At 59.6% G+C, this 20,329-nt stretch carries 13 protein-coding genes; 9 read left to right on the forward strand and 4 right to left on the reverse strand.

Annotation, left to right across the window (positions count from 1 at the left end; genetic code table 11):
- Positions 1-113: 113 nt before the first annotated feature.
- Both I9H07_RS09035 and I9H07_RS09040 read left to right on the forward strand, forming a co-directional pair.
- Positions 114-620 carry a hypothetical protein gene (locus tag I9H07_RS09035; protein WP_058390967.1) on the forward strand — a complete coding sequence of 169 codons (507 nt, stop codon included), beginning with the start codon at positions 114-116 and terminating at the stop codon, positions 618-620.
- 27 nt (positions 621-647) lie between these two features.
- On the forward strand, positions 648-5,336 hold the full coding sequence (locus tag I9H07_RS09040) for an RHS repeat domain-containing protein (RefSeq protein WP_248957205.1): 4,689 nt from the start codon (positions 648-650) through the stop codon (positions 5,334-5,336).
- Between the two features lie 33 nt (positions 5,337-5,369).
- Here I9H07_RS09040 and I9H07_RS09045 read toward each other — a convergent pair whose 3' ends face one another.
- The 3 genes from I9H07_RS09045 to I9H07_RS09055 are packed head-to-tail and all read right to left on the reverse strand — an operon-like array spanning position 5,370 to position 8,420.
- Entirely contained in the window at positions 5,370-6,344 is a 975-nt protein-coding gene (locus I9H07_RS09045; protein WP_161632856.1) for an alpha-L-glutamate ligase-like protein, read from the reverse strand.
- The gene (locus I9H07_RS09050) at positions 6,344-7,879 is read right to left on the reverse strand and encodes an inactive transglutaminase family protein (RefSeq protein ID WP_236534014.1); all 1,536 of its coding nucleotides are present in this window, start codon (positions 7,877-7,879) and stop codon (positions 6,344-6,346) included. The genes I9H07_RS09045 and I9H07_RS09050 overlap by 1 nt, the downstream gene beginning before the upstream one ends.
- A 4-nt stretch (positions 7,880-7,883) precedes the next feature.
- Positions 7,884-8,420 carry an ATP-dependent zinc protease family protein gene (locus I9H07_RS09055; protein WP_024672830.1) on the reverse strand — a complete coding sequence of 179 codons (537 nt, stop codon included), beginning with the start codon at positions 8,418-8,420 and terminating at the stop codon, positions 7,884-7,886.
- A gap of 300 nt (positions 8,421-8,720) precedes the next feature.
- Between I9H07_RS09055 and I9H07_RS09060 the strand changes: the two genes are divergently transcribed.
- The 5 genes from I9H07_RS09060 (at position 8,721) to prpF (ending at position 15,712) form a co-directional block, all read left to right on the forward strand.
- The gene (locus tag I9H07_RS09060) at positions 8,721-9,440 is read left to right on the forward strand and encodes a GntR family transcriptional regulator (protein WP_024672831.1); all 720 of its coding nucleotides are present in this window, start codon (positions 8,721-8,723) and stop codon (positions 9,438-9,440) included.
- A complete protein-coding gene (gene prpB, locus I9H07_RS09065) occupies positions 9,437-10,330 on the forward strand; it encodes a methylisocitrate lyase (RefSeq protein ID WP_024672832.1) in 894 nt (297 codons plus the stop codon). Before I9H07_RS09060 ends, prpB begins: the two co-directional genes overlap by 4 nt.
- 201 nt (positions 10,331-10,531) lie before the next feature.
- Positions 10,532-11,659: a bifunctional 2-methylcitrate synthase/citrate synthase gene (gene prpC, locus I9H07_RS09070; RefSeq protein ID WP_024673688.1), complete on the forward strand. Its 1,128-nt coding sequence runs from the start codon at positions 10,532-10,534 to the stop codon at positions 11,657-11,659.
- 70 nt (positions 11,660-11,729) lie between these two features.
- On the forward strand, positions 11,730-14,318 hold the full coding sequence (gene acnD, locus I9H07_RS09075) for a Fe/S-dependent 2-methylisocitrate dehydratase AcnD (protein ID WP_236425571.1): 2,589 nt from the start codon (positions 11,730-11,732) through the stop codon (positions 14,316-14,318).
- 203 nt (positions 14,319-14,521) lie between these two features.
- Positions 14,522-15,712 (forward strand): 2-methylaconitate cis-trans isomerase PrpF, encoded by a 1,191-nt coding sequence (gene prpF, locus I9H07_RS09080; RefSeq protein WP_236425572.1) that lies wholly within the window; start codon positions 14,522-14,524, stop codon positions 15,710-15,712.
- Positions 15,713-15,717: 5 nt separating this feature from the next.
- Here the strand turns inward: prpF and ppsR are convergent, their stop codons facing one another.
- Positions 15,718-16,536: a posphoenolpyruvate synthetase regulatory kinase/phosphorylase PpsR gene (ppsR, locus tag I9H07_RS09085; protein WP_024673685.1), complete on the reverse strand. Its 819-nt coding sequence runs from the start codon at positions 16,534-16,536 to the stop codon at positions 15,718-15,720.
- A 193-nt stretch (positions 16,537-16,729) separates the two neighbouring features.
- Here ppsR and ppsA point away from each other — a divergent pair, with 193 nt between their 5' ends.
- On the forward strand, positions 16,730-19,105 hold the full coding sequence (ppsA, locus tag I9H07_RS09090) for a phosphoenolpyruvate synthase (RefSeq protein WP_024644919.1): 2,376 nt from the start codon (positions 16,730-16,732) through the stop codon (positions 19,103-19,105).
- Between the two features lie 145 nt (positions 19,106-19,250).
- On the forward strand, positions 19,251-20,243 hold the full coding sequence (locus I9H07_RS09095) for an alpha/beta fold hydrolase (RefSeq protein WP_236425553.1): 993 nt from the start codon (positions 19,251-19,253) through the stop codon (positions 20,241-20,243).
- Positions 20,244-20,329 lie beyond the last annotated feature (86 nt).

Genomic DNA, 20,329 nt, shown 5'->3' on the forward strand with positions numbered 1-20,329 from the left:
ACTACTAGGTTGTGGGTCGAGGAATCAATGCTAGCGTTGACATTATCTTAAAGGAATCACTGCCTGGTAAACCGACGCCTGGTTTCACTCACCCTGCTGACTGGAGCAATAACATGATGCCTGTTCATTCCAAAAAGAAACTCAACATGGCCGGGTGGCTGTTACTTGCTGCCTTCGCCGGCCATTCATCCGTTTTGCTGAGTGAAGAGTATGAAGGTCAAATCGTTATATATAACAAGAAAGGCGCTGACGGTACGTATCAACAAATCAACTGCACCCTGCCTTTTGTAACGTCGGAAGTCAATTTTCAGGATAATTCAGAGGGGTGCGTGAATGATGACGCCTACGCCTTCAAACTGGATAAAGTGCCGTCCGCCACAGTCTTTACGTTCACGGATGCACCCGACTGTTCTGAGTCGGGTGCATTTTATTATCGCTTCAAGACGGTACAACATCCTACGACCATGGAGCTGCCAATGGACATTGAAATCGCCGGACAAGAAACAGTGGGTTCGGTGGTCACGCCGGGTGTCCTGTTAGTTGCCAGTACAACTACCGGGCAAGTGGGTGGCAAACTTTCCTGCGTCAAGATCGTGCGCTCGGCGGTTCCACAGCCCTGATCCATTTATCCCAAGGAGATTTTCTTCATGCCCACCCCGACCGTCCATTCCAACGCCTTCAATTTCCTCAGCTTCGTACAGGCCGGGGTTGATCCGCGCACCGGGCAGTACACCTGCTCCATTTCCCTGCCTGAACTCAAGGCCAACCACCTGTGTGGCCCGATCGTGCCGCTCAGCCTGGGCTTCAGCCCCATGAACAGCCGTGACACCGGCTTCGGCAAGGGCTGGGGCCTGCAACTGTCGCACTTCGACCCTGTGACTTCGATCCTCTCGCTGTCCACCGGCGAGACCTTTCGCATCGACGGGCCGCAGAACGCACCCACGGTGCCGGAACGCAAGATCGACAGTTTTCACTTTTCCTTCGAAGCCAATGATCAGTACCGCGTGGTGCACAAATCCGGCCTGGTGGAAATCCTCGGCAAAATCCTCGGCAGCGATGCAGCCTGGGTAACCCAGATGCATTCGGCCGAAGGCCATCGGGTCGATTTGTCTTACACGTTGTACGGCGGTGAAGCCCTGCTGCAACAGATCAGCGATGACTATGGCACCTTGCTCAGCGTCGAGCGCAACGGCACCACGAGCACTGCTGTACACCTGCACCCCGACAAAGGCCCGAACGGCACGCCGCTGGCCAGTTTCAATTTGAGCCTGAACAACGGCGAACTGGTCAGCATCGCCTTGCCCACTACCAATCAGGCGTCCTGGCGTTTTGTCTACGAGCTGTTCAACGAATACCTGTGCATCACGGAACTGCGCACGCCGCTGGGCGGGCACGAACTGATCAGCTATGACCCTCTGGGTCACCAGTTCCCGCAAAACCACTACCCGTCGCTGCCCCGGGTGGAACGCCATGAACAGCGTCCGGGCTTCAGTCAGCCTGCTGTCGAGCGACGTTTCAGTTATTCCAGCGAAAACTTCCTCGGGTTCGACGCCAGCGGTCTGGTCTGGGATGAGGATGGCCTGGACAACCTGTACCAGGCCGACCCGGCCTACACCTACAGCAGCACGGAAATGCTCTGGGTTCAGGACCAGGCGCTACGCAGCACCACGCGCACCTTCAACAACTTTCACCTGTTGACTGAAGAGACCGTGACCCAGAACGACAACGTGCTGACGACCCAAACCACCTATCACTCCACACCGGGCCAGCCGTTTCTCCAGCAACCTGCCCAGTGCCAGCTGCCCGATGCCGTGCTCAAGATCTGGTATCACCCCAGCACCTCCAGCCAGACCCACGAGGAAACCACCCGCACCACCTTCGACGAGTTCGGCAACCTGCTGACCCAGGAAAACCCCGATGGCACGCTCGAAACCAGCCGCTATTACCTGGCCACTGGAGGCGATGGCTGCCCACCGGACCCGCACGGGTTTGTGCGCAATCTGCAGGACAAGACCATAACCCCGGCGCCCGATGCCCTCGGCGAGGCCCCGGTGTTGTGCAGCGCCTATCGCTACGCTCTGCAAACCGGCGTCGGCGCGGGCAGCACGCCCGACTGGCTGGCCATCAGCGGCGAAACCTTGTTGCAGGTACAGGGCGCCAGCGAAACCGAACTGCAACGCACCACCTTTACCTATATCGATGAGCCCGCCAACCGCTACCTGCACGGGCGCAAACTGCAGGAAACCCAGACCCTGAACGGTCAGTCGAGCATCACCGATTATGCCTACCAGCGCACAAAAAGCGCCCGTGCCGAGGAAAGCGTGCAGCACACGGTGATCAGCCTGAGCACCGACTTTGATGACGTGCACAAGTCCTACACCCTGGAACACTCGCTGCTCAACGGCCAGCCGCTGCTCAACCGCGACGACAACGACGTGGAAATCGCCTACCGCTACGACGCGCTGGGCCGGGTCACCGAGGAAACCGTGGCTCCGGGCAGCGAGGAGTTCAAAGCCGTGCGCAAGTATGACTATGTCCTCAGTGCAAGCGACGGCCAGCAGGCCGAGCAGACGGTCACCAACGTCAAGGGCATCAAGACCCGCACGCTGATGGACGGCAACAATCGGGTGATCGAAGAGCTGCGCCAAGGCGCCGATGAGAGCCAGCCTGAGGCCTACAAGAAAATCTACAGTGCGAGCTACGACGTGCGCGGTTTGCTGGTTGCGGACACGGTTTCAGACTGGCTGCTGATCGACGCCACCCTGCGCGAACTGCCGTTGACCAGCACCTATCAATACGACGACTGGGGCGAGCAGTGCAGCGTGACCGGGCCGGATGGCATCGAGCGCCACAAGGTTGAGGATCCGGTCGAGCGCACCACCACGGAGTGGCAGGCTGAGATGGGTAAAACCGTCACGCTTAATAATCTTTTCGGCAAGCCGGATTCCATCGAGCGACTCGATGCGAGTAACCAGCGCATCAGCCTGGAGTCCATTCAGTACGATGGTCTCGGTCGTACCTTCATCCAGGTCGATGCACTGGGCAATTTACGCGAATTCAGCTACGACGCGTTTGACCGTCTCACAGGCAATCGCCTGCCTGGCGACGCACAGATCGAACGCGCTTACGCCGGCCATAGCCGGGACGATCTACCGGTGTCCATCAGCGTCGATGGTGTGCTGCTGGGCGAGCAACGTTTCGATGGGCTGGGACGCATGACCGCCTCAACCGTCGGTGGTCGCTTGACACGCTTTGAGTTTATCGACGGGCGTCTGCAACCCCACAAGGTGCACACGCCGAGCAAAGAAGTCATCGATTACCTGTATCAACCGCAACTGGGCGAAAACCCCATTCAGCGCAAGCTGCTCAACAGCACTGCCGATTACACCTATGACCCGCTGAACGCACGCCTGATAAGCAGCAAGGAGCAGGATCAGGAGCTGGAGCGGGACTATTTTGCCAATGGCGAGCTCAAGCAGGAACGCCGGGTGCAGGGCGGCAAGACTTACACCGCGGACTATCAATACAGCCTTAATGGCCGGTTGCTCAGTTATACCGATGTCGTGGGGGCGACTCAGACCTGGAGCTACGACAGCAGCGGTCGCCTTGAGAGCACCCGCGTCGGTACACTGACTTCAACGTTCATCTATAACAACGCGCACGGGAGAATCGAAAGTATCGGCTCGGTTGACAGCGCCCAGAACCAAAACCTGCACATCACCCTGAAGTACGACACTGTTGGCCGCGAAGTGCTGCGCAGCTTCGCTCTACCGGATGGCACCAAGCAAACGCTGGCTCAAGCCTACGATGCTGCCGATCATCTGCAGCAGCGCACGTTGAGCGAAGGTAATACGCTGCTGCGCGACGAAACATTCGAATATGACCCGCGCGGCAGGCTTGAGCGGTACACCGTAACCGGTGCGCTTGCACCGCAGGACCCGCTGGGCAAGCAGATCCAGAGCCAGACATTCACGTTTGATGCACTGGACAACTTCACCGAGGTGACGACGGTATTCGCCGAGGGCAGCAACACTGCTCAATACGAATACTCCGACGACGATCCGACGCAGCTCAGAGTCATCAGCAATAACCACAAGGATTATCCTGAGCGCCTCGAACTGGATTACGACGCGAACGGTAACTTGACGATGGATGAAGCAGGGCGGACGATCAAATATGACGCGCTGGGGCGTTTGCTCAGCGTTAGCGCAACCGCTGACATCCCGGCGGTTGATTACGGCTATGACGCTCTGGACAGCCTGACCAACAGCCGTAGCACCGATGGCAGTGAACAGCGTTTTTACCGGGATGGACAACTCGCCAATCAATTGCGCGGCGAAGAACAACGAAGCTTTAGCAGGGCCGGTGACCAGCTCTTGGCGGAGCATCAGGGCGGCAACAATGCCGGAACGCAGCTCTTGGCGACCGATGCCCGGAAAACCGTTCTCGCTGAAGTGAGCCCGCAGAGCATCAACGACCTGAGTTATAGCGCCTATGGCCATCAGAGCTCGGCTGTGGCTGCCGCCAGCCGCTCGGGTTTCAATGGCGAACTGCGTGAATCGGCCACTGGCTGGTATCTGCTGGGGCAGGGCTATCGCGCTTATAACCCGGTGCTGATGCGCTTTCATAGCCCGGACAGTTTGAGTCCGTTTGGCGACGGCGGGCTGAATGCTTATGCCTATTGCGTGGGGGATCCGGTGAATTATCTGGACCCGGATGGGCATATCCCCTGGTGGCTTGGCCTGGCTGCTGGCATCGCCGCCACGGTGTTGACGGCGGGATTAGCGGCGTCTTTTACCGCGGTGTTCGTCAGTGTGGCTACCGCCGGTGCGGTAGCATCGGCTACGTCTGCTGTAGCAAGCGTCACGGGAGTGATCTCGTTGGGGAGTGCTGTGGGCAGCGCGCTGACAAAAGGGGCGGTGAGCGAAGGGCTGGGCTGGCTGAGTCTGGGGACGGGGATTGTGGCGGGGGTGGCTGGTGGCGTTGCGATTGGGGCGAAGTTCGTCTCAACGGCGGCCTCATCGGCCGCGAGGACTGTATCTAAGGAGCTTGCAGTTAATTACCCGGGTAGACGCTTACCGAGTAATGAATTTGTGACTACCGATATGCTGACGACTGCTAGAAATGCTAGAAATGCTAGATCGGCAGCGGTGCCAGAAATCCCCCCTGAGTTCCCGGCGGCGGCTCCCGCCAAACCGTTCAGTCTCGAAAAGTTTTATAGAAAAAATCCTGCCCACATGCGCGCGGTGATAGCTAGAAATTCAGGTTATGACGCGGCTAAGATACGTTCAAACCACGGGAGACCCGGTGACTGGGATAAGTTTTTTCAATGGTAATAGTGCCAGTTTGATCTGGACATAAGCTGGAGTCTATCCCGCTACATGCCCAAATACCTCCTGTACAAACCGGACCCGCCGCTCGGGCGTCTCCATGGTGCCTTCCAGTGCCAACTGCTCGAGCCGCGCTTCCACCGCCTGTGTCCTATGCGTCAACCCGCAGTCGTTGGCGATCTGGATGTTCAGGCCGGGGCGGGCGTTGAGTTCCAGGATCAGCGGGCCTTTTTCTTGGTCCAGGACCATGTCGACGCCGATGTAACCCAGGCCGCACAGCTCGTAGCATTCGGCCGCGAGCTTCATGAAGCCGTCCCAGTTGGGCAGCTGTACGCCGTCAACGGCGTTGGTGGTGTCGGGGTGTTTGGTGATGATGCTGTTGAGCCAGGTGCCCTTGAGGGTGATGCCGGTGGCCAGGTCAACGCCAACGCCGATGGCGCCCTGGTGCAGGTTGGCCTTGCCGCCGGACTGGCGGGTCGGCAGGCGCAGCATGGCCATCACCGGGTAGCCCATCAGTACGATGATGCGAATGTCCGGCACACCTTCGTAGCTGATGCTCTTGAAAATCTGGTCGGGCGTGACGCGGTATTCGATCAGCGCTCGGTCACGGTGACCGCCCAGTGAATACAGGCCGGTAAGAATGCTGGAGATCTGATGCTCGATTTCCGAGTGGCTGATGATCCGCCCGGAAATAGTGCGATAGCGGTTTTCGAAGCGGTCGGCGATCACCAGAATGCCGTCGCCACCTGCGCCTTGCGCGGGCTTGATCACGAAATCGCTGCGCCCGCCGATGATCTCGTCGAGGTTGTCGATTTCTTTCTCGGTGGCAATCACGCCATACATTTCCGGCACATGAATGCCTGCCGCGATGGCCCGTTCCTTGGTGATGATCTTGTCATCGACAATCGGATACAGGCTGCGCTTGTTGTACTTGAGCACGTAATCGGCGTTGCGCCGGTTGATGCCCATGATGCCGCGGGCTTCCAGCGCCTTCCAGGTTTTCCACCAGCCAATCACTTCGGCTCATCCTTGAGGAAGGCCTTGAAGCGCATCAGTTCGGTCAGGCGGTAGCCACGGTATCTGCCCATCGCCAGCATGAAGCCCACCAGCACCAGCAGCACCGCCGGGAAGGTGAAGACGAAGTAGGTCAGCTCCGGCACGCTCATGATCAAGTGCGCCAGGGATGCCGCGAACAGCGTGCCGATGGCGACTTTCATGGCATGACTGCCGCCGCGTTCTTCCCAGGTGATCGACAGGCGCTCGATGGTCATGGTCAGAATCACCATCGGGAACAGCGCCACCGAAAGGCCTCGCTCCAGCCCGAGCTTATGGCTGAACAGGCTGATAGCGGCAATCAGCACCACAACAAACGTCAGCACTACCGACAAACGCGGCAACATCTGCAATTTCAGATGTTCCAGATAAGACCTCAGTGATAGCCCCAGCGCAGTGATTACGGTGAACAGCACGATACCGAAACCCAGTTGCGTCTCGCGGAACGCCAAGGCGATCAGCACCGGAGTAAAGGTGCCTAGGGTCTGCAAGCCGATCAGGTTGCGCAGGATCAGAATGACCAGCACGCCGATCGGAATCATGACCATGATCATGAAGGTCTGCTGGGTCTGCAGCGGCAAGCCATACAGCGAATAGGCCAGGAAATCCGAGTCAGTGCTGGCATCCGTGAGTTTGGCCAGGCGCATGGCGTTCATTTCACTGTTGTTCAGGCTGAACGTGACCTGCACCTTCTTGCCGCCCTCGGCGTTTACCAGATTTTCGTCACCGGTCCACCACAGCAGCCGATCTTCCGGCAGACCTGCTTCACCCGTGTCAGGGTTGAAATACAGCCATTCCTTGCCATTGAAACTGCGCAGCCAGAGTTCCGGGGTTTGCGGCTGTTCGGCCTGTAAGCGAATGGTGTGGGCTTTTTCCATCGGCACATGGGCGATAGACAGCAGCAGTTCGGTGATCTGGTCTTTTCTGGCCGCAGAAGTATCACCGGCCATCAGCAGCTTGACGTTGTCATCGTTCAGGTTGTTGACGCGTTTGATCGCTTCGGTGATGAAGGTCTCGACATCGGCTGAATGCTGGCGGATCGGCGCGAGCAGCGCTTCGGCGGCAATTTTTTCAGGCCCGCCAACGGGCAGACTGTCGCGGAAGATCGGGCCTTTGACCTTGGGTTTTTCACCGCTGTAGCGTTTGGTCAGCACCAGACGGTAATACAGTGTCTGGTTGCCGGTGGCGCGGCGGGTCGACCAGGTGACGCGACGGTTGCCGTCAGCGCGGTTGACGCTGACCCCGTAATTGTTCGAGATGAAACTCTCGTTCAGGCTGATGTAGTCGTGGGCCAGCGGCGGCACGAACATCTGGATTTTCACCGTGTCCTTGGGGCTGGCGACGAATTCGACCTTGGCGTCGATATTCCACAGGTCGTCGGTTTCGTCTTCGGTCACCGGAATGCCGAGCGCCAGTATCTGATAGGCCGTGATCGCGATGCCCAGCGTTACCAGGACCGTGATCAGAATCTTCAGATGGAGTGTAAGAGCGCGCATGAATTTACTCTGCGTTTAGAGCGACGGAAGCGCAGCCTGGCTTCCCTGCCGCGTATTTAAGACTTGGATCGACCAGCGCATCAAAGCGTTTCAACGCTTCGGAGCCGATCAAAAGCGGGTATTGGAATGCACTTCGGTCGGTCAAGTTCACTTCTATGGTGCGTAAAACTTCACCCATGCAGATAGCCAGGCTTATCACCGGGCGTGACGAGAATTTGTTTTCTTCATCCGGATCGAGATCGTCGGCGCGCCGTTTGATTTTGCTGACCCTGGCAAGCGGTCGTTCGATAGGGTGAATATGCTTACTGTCGATGGCCAGATAAAAGCGCACCCAGCTCTCACCGTTGCGTTTGAAATGCTTGATATCGCGGGCGCTCAGCGAGGCGGTCTTGGCACCGGTGTCGAGCTTGGCGGGGACTTCAACGTCGATGTCGGTGAGCCTGGCGTATTCATTGAGGCCATACACCGTCTTGCTGGCGGCCAGCGCCATGGCAGGCAAAAACATAAAGCAGAAAAGAGTGGGAAGGGTAGTCAGTCTCATAAATCCTGGCGCGATGAGCAGAAAACTTAAGGGTCAGGGCGCAAGCGGGATGAGCCTGATGAAAAGTGAGGCAGGCAACTCGCAAGCGTCGGCTCCAACAAGGAGCGCGCTGCGCGGACGCGACGCGCATTCTAGCATGAAGCCTTGGAGGTGCCAGTTATCTACCTGTGCATCTGTTCAGGTTGGCCGCTGAGCAATAACGAGGCGTTAACGGTTGATTGTCGACAATCAATCATATTTCTTTGACTGAAAAGCCGTTTATGACTAGATTCACGTCTATGCATTCAATGAGTGTCGACAATGTTGGAAATAGTCGGGAAAGCAACGACAACCGCAGACGACCCGGAAACCCTGTCCGAGAATGTTTTTCGACGTATTCAGTCGGCCATCGTCAAAGGCGAAATAGCCCCCGGAAGCAAGATTTCCGAGCCGGAGCTGGCCCGCACCTACGGCATCAGTCGCGGGCCGCTACGCGAAGCGATTCATCGTCTTGAAGGGCAGCGGCTGGTGGTTCGCGTGCCACATGTCGGCGCCCGCGTTGTTGCGCTGAGCCACGCCGAGCTGATCGAACTCTACGAAATTCGCGAATCCCTCGAAGGCATGGCCTGTCGCCTGGCTGCCGAGCGCATGACTCAGGCGGAAATAGATGAGCTGCGCAGCGTACTGGACACCCATGAGCGCGACGCCGCGTTTCAGGCGGGCATCGGCTATTACCAGCAGGAAGGCGATTTCGATTTTCATTACCGGATCATTCAGGGTAGCGGTAACCGCACCCTCAGCCAGATGCTCTGCGGTGAGCTTTATCAACTGGTGCGCATGTACCGCATCCAGTTTTCCACCACGCCCAACCGGCCTCGTCAGGCCTTTGCCGAACACCACCGGATTCTCGACGCCATTGCCGAGCGTGACGGCGAGCTGGCTGAATTGTTGATGCGCCGCCATATCGGTGCGTCCAGACGCAACATCGAACGCCACTATCAGGCGGCTTCCCAGACGACTTCCGACCGAGGTGAGCAATGAGTCACAACAACAGTACTCCCGGCCAGCGCTTCCGCGATGCGGTTGCCAGCGAACAGCCCTTGCAGGTGGTCGGCGCGATCAACGCCAATCATGCGCTGCTGGCCAGACGGGCGGGGTTCAAGGCTATTTACCTGTCTGGCGGCGGGGTGGCCGCGGGTTCATTGGGCATTCCGGATCTGGGTATTACCGGTCTTGAGGATGTGCTGATCGATGTCCGGCGCATCACGGATGTGTGTGATTTGCCGCTGCTGGTGGATGTCGACACCGGCTTCGGTTCCTCGGCATTCAATGTGGCGCGTACCGTGCGTTCGATGATCAAGGCCGGCGCAGCGGCGATTCATATCGAAGATCAGGTGGGCGCCAAGCGCTGCGGCCATCGTCCGAACAAGGAAATCGTTTCGCAGCAGGAAATGGTCGACCGCATCAAGGCCGCCGTCGACGCGCGAACCGATGACAGCTTTGTGATCATGGCGCGCACCGATGCGCTGGCGGTCGAAGGTCTGGAATCGGCGCTGGAGCGCGCGGCGGCGTGCATCGAAGCGGGTGCGGACATGGTGTTCCCTGAGGCGATCACCGAGCTGGCGATGTACAAGCTGTTCGCTAATCGCGCCGGTGTGCCGATTCTGGCCAATATCACTGAGTTTGGTGCGACGCCGCTGTTTACCGTCGACGAACTGCGCGAAGCCGACGTGTCGCTGGTGCTCTATCCGCTTTCTGCATTCCGCGCCATGAACAAGGCAGCGGAAAACGTCTACGGTGCGATCCGTCGCGACGGCAGCCAGAAAAACGTGGTCGACACAATGCAGACCCGCATGGAGCTGTATGACGCCATCGATTACCACACCTTTGAACAGAAACTGGATGCGTTGTTTGCGCAGAAGAAGGGGTGATGAGCTGAGACCATAATCGCTCTCGTTCCTACGCTCCAGCGTGGGAATGCAGTTCTGGACGCTCTGCGTCCGACCTTGAGCGCGTGGCGCGGCACAGAGTTGTGACGCGGAGCGTCACGGGATGCATGCCAACGCGGAGCATTGGCACGAGCGTTATTGTGCTTCGCGTTCCATTACACAAAAACAAAATTGGAGAACACCATGGCTGAAGCAAAAGTATTGAGCGGTGCCGGGCTACGCGGGCAGGTTGCCGGGCAGACGGCACTGTCGACGGTGGGCATGGCCGGAGCCGGGCTGACCTATCGCGGCTATGACGTGCGTGAGCTGGCTGCCGAGGCCCGGTTCGAAGAAGTCGCCTATCTGCTGCTGTATGGCGAACTGCCTGATCAAGCGCAACTGTCCGCTTACATGGAAAAACTCAAGGGCCTGCGTGATCTGCCGCAGGCCTTGAAGGAAGTGCTGGAGCGCATCCCCGCCGACACTCATCCGATGGATGTGATGCGCACCGGTGCATCCATGCTCGGCACGCTGGAGCCCGAGCGCAGTTTTGATCAGCAGCGCGACGCGACCGACCGCTTGCTCGCGGCCTTCCCGGCGATCATGTGTTACTGGTATCGCTTCAGCCACGACGGCAAGCGCATCGACTGCACCACGAACGAAGACTCCATCGGCGGGCATTTTCTGCACCTGTTGCTGGACAAGCGCCCTAGCGAGTTGCACCGCAAGGTTATGGATGTGTCGCTGATTCTATACGCCGAGCACGAATTCAACGCCTCGACCTTTACCGCGCGGGTTTGCGCGTCGACCCTGTCGGACCTGTTTTCCTGCGTCACGGCGGCCATTGGCACCCTGCGCGGTCCGCTGCACGGCGGCGCCAACGAGGCCGCGATGGAAATGATCCAGCGTTTCGCGTCGGCTGACGAAGCGACCCAAGGTACGCTGGGCATGCTGGAGCGCAAGGAAAAGATCATGGGCTTCGGTCACGCGATCTATAAAGAGTCCGACCCGCGCAACGAGGTCATCAAGGGCTGGTCAAAAAAACTCGCTGCTGAAGCGGGTGATCGCGTGCTGTTCCCGGTCTCCGAGGCCATCGACAAAGTCATGTGGGAACAGAAGAAGCTGTTCCCCAACGCCGACTTCTATCACGCATCGGCCTACCATTTCATGGGCATCCCGACCAAGCTGTTCACGCCGATTTTTGTCTGCTCGCGACTCACAGGCTGGGCCGCCCACGTTTTCGAACAGCGTGCCAACAACCGCATTATCCGTCCGAGTGCCGAATACATCGGTGTCGAGCAGCGTCGCTTCGTGCCCATCGAACAGCGCTGAAAAAAGGGGCAGGGGAGCCGCTGACGAGCTTCCCGCCCGTGTTCCGAACATTCCGTGAGCGAGTCCCGCAATGAACAGTGAATTTCGCAAACCGCTCCCCGGCACCCGACTGGATTATTTCGATGCACATGCGGCGGTCGAAGCGATCAAGCCCGGCGCCTATGCCACGTTGCCGTATACCTCGCGGGTGCTGGCCGAAAACCTCGTGCGCCGCTGCGATCCGGCGACCCTGACGGCTTCGCTGACGCAGCTAATCGAGCGCAGGCGCGATCTGGACTTCCCTTGGTTCCCGGCGCGGGTCGTGTGTCATGACATTCTTGGCCAGACCGCACTGGTAGACCTCGCCGGGCTGCGCGATGCCATCGCTTCTCAGGGCGGCGACCCGGCGCTGGTCAACCCGGTGGTGCCGGTGCAGTTGATTGTCGACCACTCGCTGGCCGTCGAGGCTGACGGCAACGACCCGCAGGCTTTCGCAAAGAACCGTGCCATCGAGGATCGCCGCAACGAGGATCGTTTTCACTTCATTGACTGGACCAAGCTGGCGTTCAAAAACGTCGAAGTGATCCCGCCGGGCAACGGCATCATGCACCAGATCAACCTAGAGAAAATGTCGCCAGTGGTGCAAGTGCTCGATGGCGTGGCCTTCCCGGACACGCTGGTCGGCACCGACAGCCATACCCCGCATGTGGACGCACTTGGCGTGATTGCCATTGGTGTCGGTGGCCTTGAAGCTGAAAACGTGATGCTCGGCCGTGCTTCCTGGATGCGCCTGCCGGACATCATCGGCGTCGAACTGACCGGCCGCCGCCAGCCCGGCATCACCGCCACTGACGTGGTGCTGGCCCTGACCGAATACCTGCGTCAGCAGAAGGTGGTTGGTGCGTATCTGGAATTCTACGGCGCAGGTGCGTCCAGCCTGACCTTGGGCGACCGGGCGACGATCTCCAACATGGCGCCGGAATATGGCGCGACAGCGGCGATGTTTTCCATCGACTCGCAAACCATCGATTACCTGCGCCTGACCGGCCGTGAAGACGAGCAGGTCAAGCTGGTCGAGCTGTACGCCCGGCACACCGGCCTGTGGTCGGACAGCCTGACCGAGGTGCAATACGAGCGGGTGCTGAGCTTCGATCTGTCCAGCGTGGTGCGCAACATGGCCGGGCCGTCCAACCCGCACGCACGGGTGGCGACTGCCGACCTGGCGGCCAGAGGCATTGCCGGGAAATGGGACGAGGTGCCGGGGCAGATGCCCGATGGCGCGGTGATCATCGCGGCGATCACCAGTTGCACCAACACCAGCAACCCGCGCAACGTGATTTCGGCAGGCCTGCTGGCGCGTAACGCCAACCGTCTGGGGCTCGTCCGCAAGCCATGGGTAAAATCTTCGCTGGCGCCTGGCTCGAAAACCGTGGCGCTGTACCTGGATGCCGCCGGGCTGACGTCCGAACTGGAGCAACTGGGTTTCGGTGTGGTGGCGTTTGCCTGCACCACCTGTAACGGCATGTCCGGATCGCTCGATCCGTTGATCCAGCAGGAAATCATCGACCGTGATTTGTACGCCACTGCAGTCCTGTCCGGTAACCGCAATTTCGACGGGCGCATCCATCCTGACGCCAAGCAGGCCTTTCTGGCCTCACCGCCACTGGTAGTGGCTTACGCGATTGCCGGGACCATTCGTTTTGACATTGAAAATGATGTGCTGGGTATTGCCGATGGCAAGGAAATCCGCCTCAAGGACATCTGGCCCAGCGACGAAGAGATCGACGCAGTGGTGCAGGCGTCGGTCAAGCCGGAACAGTTCCGTCAGGTCTACATCCCGATGTTTGCCATCGAAGAGCACACCGGACCAAAAGTCGAGCCGTTGTATGACTGGCGTCCGATGAGCACCTACATCCGTCGTCCGCCCTACTGGGAGGGCGCGCTGGCCGGCGAGCGCACGCTCAAGGGCATGCGCCCGCTGGCGGTGCTGCCGGACAACATCACCACCGATCACCTGTCGCCGTCGAACGCGATCATGCTCGACAGCGCGGCGGGCGAATACCTGGCGAAAATGGGCCTGCCGGAGGAGGATTTCAATTCCTACGCTACGCACCGCGGCGATCACCTGACCGCCCAGCGGGCGACCTTCGCCAACCCGCAACTGGTCAACGAAATGGCTGTAGTCGATGGCAAAGTGAAAAAAGGCTCGCTGACCCGTATCGAGCCCGAAGGCGTGGTCACTCGGATGTGGGAAGCCATCGAGACTTACATGGCGCGCAAGCAGCCGCTGATCATCATTGCCGGTGCCGACTACGGTCAGGGCTCGTCCCGCGATTGGGCGGCCAAGGGCGTCAGGCTGGCGGGCGTCGAAGCGATTGCAGCAGAAGGTTTCGAGCGCATCCACCGCACCAATCTGGTCGGCATGGGTGTATTACCGCTGGAGTTCAAACCGGGAACCAGTCGCCTGACCCTGGGCATTGACGGCAGCGAGACCTTCGACGTGATCGGCCCGCGCACACCGCGCGCGACGTTGACGCTGGTGATCCAGCGCCGTAGCGGCGAGCGCGTCGAAGTGCCAGTGACCTGCCGCCTGGACACCGCCGAAGAACTCTCGATCTACGAAGCCGGTGGCGTGTTGCAGCGCTTTGCTCAGGACTTTCTGGAGGCTACTGCTTCGTAGCTACTGGCTGACTGTTGAGCATGCGACGCTGCACAGGCTTGTGACGCGGAGCGTCACGCAAGGCATTCCCACGCAGGAGCGTGAGGAACGATATGCGTGCGGAAACTACTATCGTGCCCATGCTCCGCGTGGGCATGCAGTTCTGGACGCTCTGCGTCCGATTTTGAGCGCTCAGCGTGCTCTTCGAACAGGACAACGAATTCATGGCTAACGCACCACAAATCCGAATCCCTGCCACGTACATGCGCGGCGGCACCAGCAAGGGTGTGTTTTTCAGGCTGACTGACCTGCCTGAAACCGCACAAACGCCCGGTCCTGCGCGTGATGCATTGCTGCTGCGGGTCATCGGCAGCCCCGACCCCTATGAAAAGCAGATCGACGGCATGGGCGGGGCAACGTCGAGCACCAGCAAAACCGTGATCGTGTCGCGCAGCAGCAGGCCCGATCACGATGTCGACTACCTGTTCGGTCAGGTGTCCATCGACAAGCCCTTCATCGACTGGAGCGGCAATTGCGGCAACCTGTCGGCGGCCGTGGGGTCTTTTGCCATCGCCCGTGATCTGCTCGATCCCGGCCGGGTTCCGCAGGACGGGATCGCCGTCGTGCGCATCTGGCAGGCCAACATCGGCAAGACCATCGTTGCCCGTGTGCCGATCAGCAACGGTGAAGTACAGGAAACCGGTGGTTTCGAACTGGATGGCGTGACCTTCCCGGCGGCAGAGGTGCAGCTTGAGTTTCTTGACCCTGCGGCGGATGAAGAGGGCGCAGCCGGCTCGATGTTTCCCACCGGTAATCTGGTGGATGACTTGCAGGTACCCGGCGTCGGCACGTTCAAGGCGACCCTGATCAACGCAGGCATCCCCACTGTCTTCGTCAATGCGGTCGATATCGGCTATGCCGGCACTGAATTGCAGGGCGACATCAATGGCGATCCGCTTGCGCTTGCCCGGCTGGAAGCCATCCGCGCCTACGGTGCGGTGCGCATGGGCCTGATTTCCAGCATCGATGAGGCTGCCACGCGGCAGCACACGCCCAAGGTCGCCTTCGTCGCTGGCCCGGCCGATTACGTCTCATCCAGTGGCAAGCCAGTCGCGGCACAGAATATCGACCTGCTGGTTCGCGCCGTGTCGATGGGCAAGCTGCACCACGCGATGATGGGCACTGCGGCAGTGGCAATCGGCACTGCGGCAGCCATTCCCGGAACGCTGGTGAATCTGGCTGCAGGTGGCGAGGCACGCAGCGCCGTCCGCTTTGGTCACCCGTCGGGTACGCTGCGCGTGGGTGCTGAGGCCCGTCATGAGGGCGGCGAATGGAAAGTCACCAAGGCGATCATGAGCCGCAGTGCCAGAGTGTTGATGGAAGGCTGGGTGCGAGTGCCGCCGCAGGACGATTGAAATCCCTATTTGAAGCGTCGCTCCACTCCTTTCTCCACGAGGACCTTGGCGGAGATCTCTTCCACCGAGAAATGCGTCGAGTTGATGTGCGGGATGTTCTCGCGGCGGAACAGGCTTTCCACCTCGCGCACCTCGAATTCGCACTGCGCGTAGCTGGAGTAGCGGCTGTTGGGCTTGCGCTCGTGGCGGATGGCGGTAAGACGATCCGGGTCGATGGTCAGGCCGAACAGCTTGTCGCGATGCTGCTTGAGCGCTGCGGGCAGTTGCAGGCGCTCCATGTCGTCTTCGGTCAGCGGGTAGTTGGCCGCCCGGATGCCGAATTGCATGGCCATGTACAGGCAGGTCGGGGTCTTGCCGCAGCGCGATACGCCGACCAGGATGATGTCGGCCTTGTCGTAATAGTGCGTGCGCGCGCCGTCGTCGTTGTCCAGCGCAAAATTGACTGCTTCGATCCGCTCCATATAGTTGGAGTTGTGACCGATGGAGTGCGACTTGCCCACCGAATACGAGGAGTGTGAACTAAGCTCCTGCTCCAGCGGGGCGAGGAAGGTCGAGAAGATATCGATCATGAAGCCGTTGGACGTCGCCAGAATCTCGCGGATGTCCTGGTTGACGATGGTGTCGAAGATGATCGGCCGCACATCATCCTTCTCGGCGGCATTATTGATTTGTTGTACCATCGCCCGCGCCTTCTCGACGCTGTCGATATAGGGCCTGGTGAACTTGTTAAAGGTAATGTTTTCAAATTGTGCCAACAGGCTTTGCCCCAGGGTTTCGGCGGTGATGCCGGTGCCGTCGGAGATGAAGAAAGCAGATCGTTTCATTTTTGTCCCTGATCTTAAGCCGTTGACGATTTCTGGATATCATAGGCGTGCCTGCCGTCCCTGAGGGCCAGCAGGCGCACCTTTTTTGCAGGTTCAGGCTTTGGCCCGACCCGACACGCCCGAGGCCACTCTACACGCGCCTCGGGTGCATGAGCTTTTCCCAACAACAAACACAGTTAGTGGAGAGATCACCTTGGTAGAGTACGTAGTTTCCCTCGATAAGCTCGGCGTCCATGATGTAGAGCATGTGGGGGGCAAAAACTCGTCCCTCGGCGAGATGATCAGCAACCTCGCAGGCGCTGGTGTCTCGGTGCCCGGTGGCTTCGCGACTACGGCCCAGGCTTATCGTGACTTCCTCGAACTCAGCGGCCTGAACGATCAGATCCACGCGGCACTGGACGCACTGGATGTCGATGACGTCAATGCCCTGGCCCGCACCGGCGCGCAGATCCGTCAGTGGATCATGGAAGCCGAGTTCCCCGAGAAGCTCAACGCTGAAATTCGCACTGCATTTGCCGAGCTGTCGGCAGGCAATCCGAACCTGGCCGTGGCCGTGCGTTCTTCCGCTACTGCCGAAGACTTGCCGGATGCCTCGTTTGCCGGTCAGCAGGAAACATTCCTTAATATTCGCGGCGTCGAAAACGTGATTCGTGCCGCCAAGGAAGTGTTCGCTTCGCTGTTCAACGACCGGGCGATTTCCTACCGTGTGCATCAGGGGTTCGACCACAAGCTGGTGGCGCTCTCGGCAGGCGTGCAGCGCATGGTGCGCTCCGAAACCGGTACGGCGGGCGTGATGTTCACCCTGGACACCGAATCCGGTTTCCGCGATGTCGTGTTTATCACTGGTGCCTACGGCCTGGGCGAAACGGTCGTGCAGGGCGCGGTCAACCCGGACGAGTTCTACGTGCATAAAGACACGCTGGCCGCTGGCCGTCCGGCGATTCTGCGCCGTAACCTGGGCAGCAAAGCGATCAAGATGATTTACGGCGAAGAAGCCTCGGCGGGCAAGTCGGTCAAGGTGATCGACGTCGAGCCTGCCGACCGTGCGCGTTTCTGTCTGACCGACGCCGAAGTCTCCGAACTGGCCAAACAGGCGATGATCATCGAGAAGCACTACAAGTGCCCGATGGACATCGAGTGGGCCAAGGACGGTGACGACGGCAAGCTGTACATCGTGCAGGCGCGTCCGGAAACCGTGAAGAGCCGCGCGTCGGCGAACGTCATGGAACGTTATCTGCTCAAGGAGACCGGCAAAGTGCTGGTCGAAGGTCGCGCCATCGGCCAGCGCATCGGTGCCGGCAAGGTGCGGATCATCAAGGACGTGTCCGAAATGGACAAGGTCCAGCCCGGCGATGTACTGGTCTCGGACATGACCGACCCGGACTGGGAACCGGTCATGAAGCGTGCCAGCGCCATCGTCACCAACCGGGGCGGTCGTACCTGTCACGCGGCGATCATCGCCCGCGAGCTGGGCATTCCGGCCGTGGTCGGCTGTGGCAATGCCACACATCTGTTGCAGGACGGGCAGGGCGTGACGGTCTCCTGTGCCGAGGGGGACACCGGTTACATCTTTGAAGGCGAGCTGGGTTTCGACATCAAGACCAACTCGGTCGATGCGATGCCTGATCTGCCGTTCAAGATCATGATGAACGTCGGCAACCCGGACCGGGCTTTCGATTTCGCCCAGTTGCCCAACGCCGGTGTCGGCCTGGCGCGTCTGGAGTTCATCATCAACCGCATGATCGGCGTACACCCCAAGGCGCTGCTGAACTACTCGCTGCTGCCGCCGGAAATCAAGGACAGCGTTGATAAGCGTATTGCCGGTTATGACGACCCGGTCGGTTTCTATGTCGAGAAACTGGTCGAAGGCATCAGCACCCTGGCCGCCGCGTTCACACCGAAAAAGGTCATCGTGCGCCTCTCGGACTTCAAGTCCAACGAATACGCCAACCTGATCGGCGGCAAGCTGTATGAGCCTGAAGAAGAAAACCCGATGCTGGGCTTCAGGGGGGCTTCGCGCTACATCAGCGAAAACTTCCGCGACTGCTTCGAGCTGGAATGCCGTGCGCTCAAGCGTGTGCGGGAAGAGATGGGCCTGACCAACGTCGAAATCATGGTGCCGTTCGTGCGCACGCTGGGTGAGGCGAGCCAGGTCATCGACCTGCTGGCGGCCAACGGCCTGAAGCGTGGCGAGAACGGCCTGCGCATCATCATGATGTGTGAACTACCGTCCAACGCGATTCTGGCGGAAGAGTTTCTCGAATACTTCGACGGTTTCTCGATCGGGTCCAACGACCTCACCCAGTTGACGCTTGGTCTGGACCGCGATTCCGGGGTCATTGCTCATCTGTTCGACGAGCGTAACCCGGCGGTCAAGAAGTTGCTGTCCAACGCCATTCAGGCGTGCAACAAGGCCGGCAAGTACATCGGCATCTGCGGTCAGGGGCCTTCCGATCACCCGGATCTGGCGCGCTGGCTGATGGATCAGGGGATCGAGAGCGTTTCACTGAACCCGGATTCGGTTCTGGAGACCTGGTTCTTCCTGGCCGAGGCGCAGGCGCCTGTCTGATGTGACGCAGAGCAGACCTGAACCGTCATGGGGATCAGGTGTTTGAAAGAGGCGGTTTCTTCGGAAGCCGCTTTTTTTATGGCGTGCCACGCAAGCGCCCCAATGCAGTGCCTCATCCCGTCTGTCCAGCCAGATAAAGAGTGATATGCAGAGCAGCAGCCAGCTTTTTCCCGTTGCCTTGATCAGTGCCGAACGTTGTGGCGATCTGGTCGAGGACGTTTACCGTCTCAAACCTGCCAACAGCCCTGACCCGAGCGTCGAGCTGGTGGTGACCCGGTTGGGTCAGGTCGATCAGCCCGACGTACGCGGTATTCCAGTGATTCTGCTGCACGGCAGCTTCTCCAACCGGCGCTTCTGGTATTCGCCCAAGGGCATTGGCCTGGGGGCGTATCTGGCCCGCGCCGGTTACGACGTGTGGATTCCGGAGATGCGCGGGCATGGCCTGTCGTCGCGCAACCAGAACTACCGCGCCAATTGCGTCGCGCAATACGCCCGGTTCGACTTGCCCGCCATCGCTGCGTTCGTCATCGAGCAAAGTGCTCGGATACCGCACTGGATCGGCCATTCTCTGGGCGGCACTACCTTGGCGGCTGCGTTGGGTGGTCAGTATCTGGGGCCGCAGACGGTAGCTTCGATGGCACTGTTCGGCAGTCAGGTCAGCCGCACGTACTGGCCACTGAAAATTCCGCCGCTGCAATGGTCGGCCCGTTTGCTGCTCAGGTCCTTTGAGCATATCTCCGGGCCGCGTTTCAAGCGTGGGCCGGAAGACGAGCCGATTGGCCTGGTGCTCGAAAGTCTGCGCTGGCACGGCCTGCTCGGTCGTTTTGGCGAGCGCGACAATAATTGGTGGGAAGGGCTCAAAACGGTTCAAGTGCCGGTTCTGGCAGTTGCCGCTGCTGGCGATCATCAGGACCCGGTGTGGGCCTGCCGCATGCTGTTCGATCAGATCGGGGGTGACCAGCACAAGCAGTTCCTCTGCCTGGGACGCGAACACGGTTTCAGCGATGACTTTGATCATGTGCAGATGCTGATCAGCAAAGCTGCGCAACAGCAGGTCTGGCCGCGGGTACTCGGCTGGCTGAGTGAGCAGTCTGTTCCTGAACAGGTTGCAGAGTTTCAGGCGGCAGTGGGCAGTTAGCGGTTAAAGTCGCTATGGTTAGTGTCAGCCGGTCGTGTCGGGTCAGGTTCAATCTGCTCGCGACCCCATGCCTCTACGCCCCAGTG

The organism is Pseudomonas syringae (genome assembly GCF_023278085.1).
In the GTDB taxonomy this organism is placed as follows: Bacteria; Pseudomonadota; Gammaproteobacteria; order Pseudomonadales; family Pseudomonadaceae; genus Aquipseudomonas; species Aquipseudomonas syringae_Q.